The following is a 2,004-nucleotide window of genomic DNA, read 5'->3' as shown; positions in this document are numbered from 1 at the left end:
ATACTGAACCTTAAATAAAAATAATAAAAATTTAAGTTTTTATCATTCAATGTAATTGATGGTCTATTTCATGTAAAAAACTACACGGTTTGGATTGTTAAAATTTGTTAAAATTATTAATGACTAAACAATGTTAGTCAGATTATAAATTATTATGTTTTGTATGTTAAAAAGGAGTAATTTGCTCGATTTTATGTAAGCGCTTTTATATAGAATTGAATTTTAACATATAAAATCAGAATAAAAAGGGGAATAAAGATATGAATGTATGTATTATTTCAAATGACAAAGCAATTATTCGTGAAGTGGAAAGACATTTAAATGTTGTTTTGAATAAATTCATTTATCAGAAATACAATTCTTTTAATGGATTTATTTCACACCGTCGCAATTTTGTTTTGGATTGTTTGATTATTGATACGGATATGGATCAATGGCAAGAACATGCGAAACAAATTAAAAATGATTTCCAGAATGTGAATATTATTTTTATTGGTAGTGATTTATGTGATGGATATAAAGTATATGATATTGATCACATTGCCTTTGTGTATAAAGGACAAATGGATTATTTAGATGCAGCAATTAAGAAAATTAAACCTGTACAAAATATAGATTCCAAAGATTTTGTTCATTACAAATGGAAAAGTGTTACCTATGTTGTGAAAAGTGATGATGTTCTTTATTTTGAAAGAGATAAACGAAGAACAGTTATCCATATGTTAGATGGTTCTACTCGTTTAACGTATAAAGGATTAGATGAATTCCAAGAAGAAAATCCGGAATTATTTAAAAGAGCACATAATTCATTTTTAGTAAATCGTCATCATTTTAAAACGTATACAAGAGAAGCAATTGAATTAATTGATGGAACTATGATTCCAATTTCTCGTAAATACATTGATGATTTTAAAGAAATGTTTAATTAATTTGAAAACTCTTTTTCTGATTTTAAAGAAAAAGAGTTTTTTGTTGTATAATAACAAGCGATGAAAGGACATGTTATGAAAAAATTATTAAAAAATGTAGGCTTTTATTTTAGTTTAGTCACTATTATTTCAATATTATTCTTTTTATTTAAAATTAATGGAGTAGGAATATTACCTGCTAAGATATTTATTCCCATTGCCTTAATTTTAATTTGTATTGTTTGTGTAGTAGTAGTTCTTTGGATAAAAGCTAAGAAAATGATTGCCAAAATTATTCTTTCTATTTTATCTCTTTGTTTGATTTTTTCATCTGTAGTAGGCGTTACTTACATTGATAAAACACTGGATTCTATTATGAAAGTAAGTTCTAATGATACGAAGATGAAAAAAACAATTAGTGTATATGCCTTAAAACTTAGTGCTATTCAAGATAAAGAAGATTTAAAGGGACGTACTATTGGTGTATTAGAAAACAATAATAGAGAAAACGTAAATCTTTGTTTAGATAAATTAGGATTTGATGTGAATGTGAAGGAATATTCTTCTTCATTGGAATTAGTAGAAGACTTTAAAGGACAAGCAATTGATTGTATATGTATTGATCAAATGTATTTAGACATCATTGAAGACTATGACGGATATGAAAATTTTGAAGATGATATTCGTGAAGTGTATTCTTATGTTTATTATATTGAAAAAGAAAATGAAGTTTCCGATGTTGATGTTTCCACTGAACCATTTAGTGTATTGATCAGTGGAATCGATACAAGAACAAATTCTTTTGATGACGTTGATGGATCAAGAAGTGATGTAAACTTAGTAGTGACAATTAATCCTACGACAAGAAAAGTTTTATTACTATCGATTCCAAGAGATTATTATGTAGAAACAGTTTGTGATGCGGTTGATGGATGTGCAATTGGGCAAAAAGATAAATTAACGCATACTGGATGGCATGGAATCTCGACAACTGAAAAAACAATAGAAAACCTATTGGGAATTGAAATCAACTATAATGTAAAAGTTAACTTTAATACATTAAGTACATTAGTAGATTTATTAGGTGGAATTGATG

General features: G+C 26.6%; 2 protein-coding genes. Both read left to right on the top strand.

Features of this window, described 5'->3' with window-relative positions; genetic code table 11:
- The first annotated feature begins 260 nt into the window (after positions 1 to 260).
- Positions 261 to 929, top strand: a complete 669-nt coding sequence (locus ACI313_RS03980) for a LytR/AlgR family response regulator transcription factor (protein WP_320609060.1) — start codon at positions 261 to 263, stop codon at positions 927 to 929.
- 75 nt (positions 930 to 1,004) lie between these two features.
- Positions 1,005 to 2,004, top strand: a 1,000-nt coding sequence (locus ACI313_RS03975; RefSeq protein WP_439755321.1) for an LCP family glycopolymer transferase, incomplete at its 3' end; no start/stop codon positions are given.

Source organism: Floccifex sp. (assembly GCF_051873495.1).
Taxonomy (GTDB): Bacteria; Bacillota_I; Bacilli_A; order Erysipelotrichales; family Erysipelotrichaceae; genus Floccifex.
The sequence above is the reverse complement of the archived record's forward strand: the minus strand, read 5'-3'. Positions and strand labels throughout refer to the sequence as shown.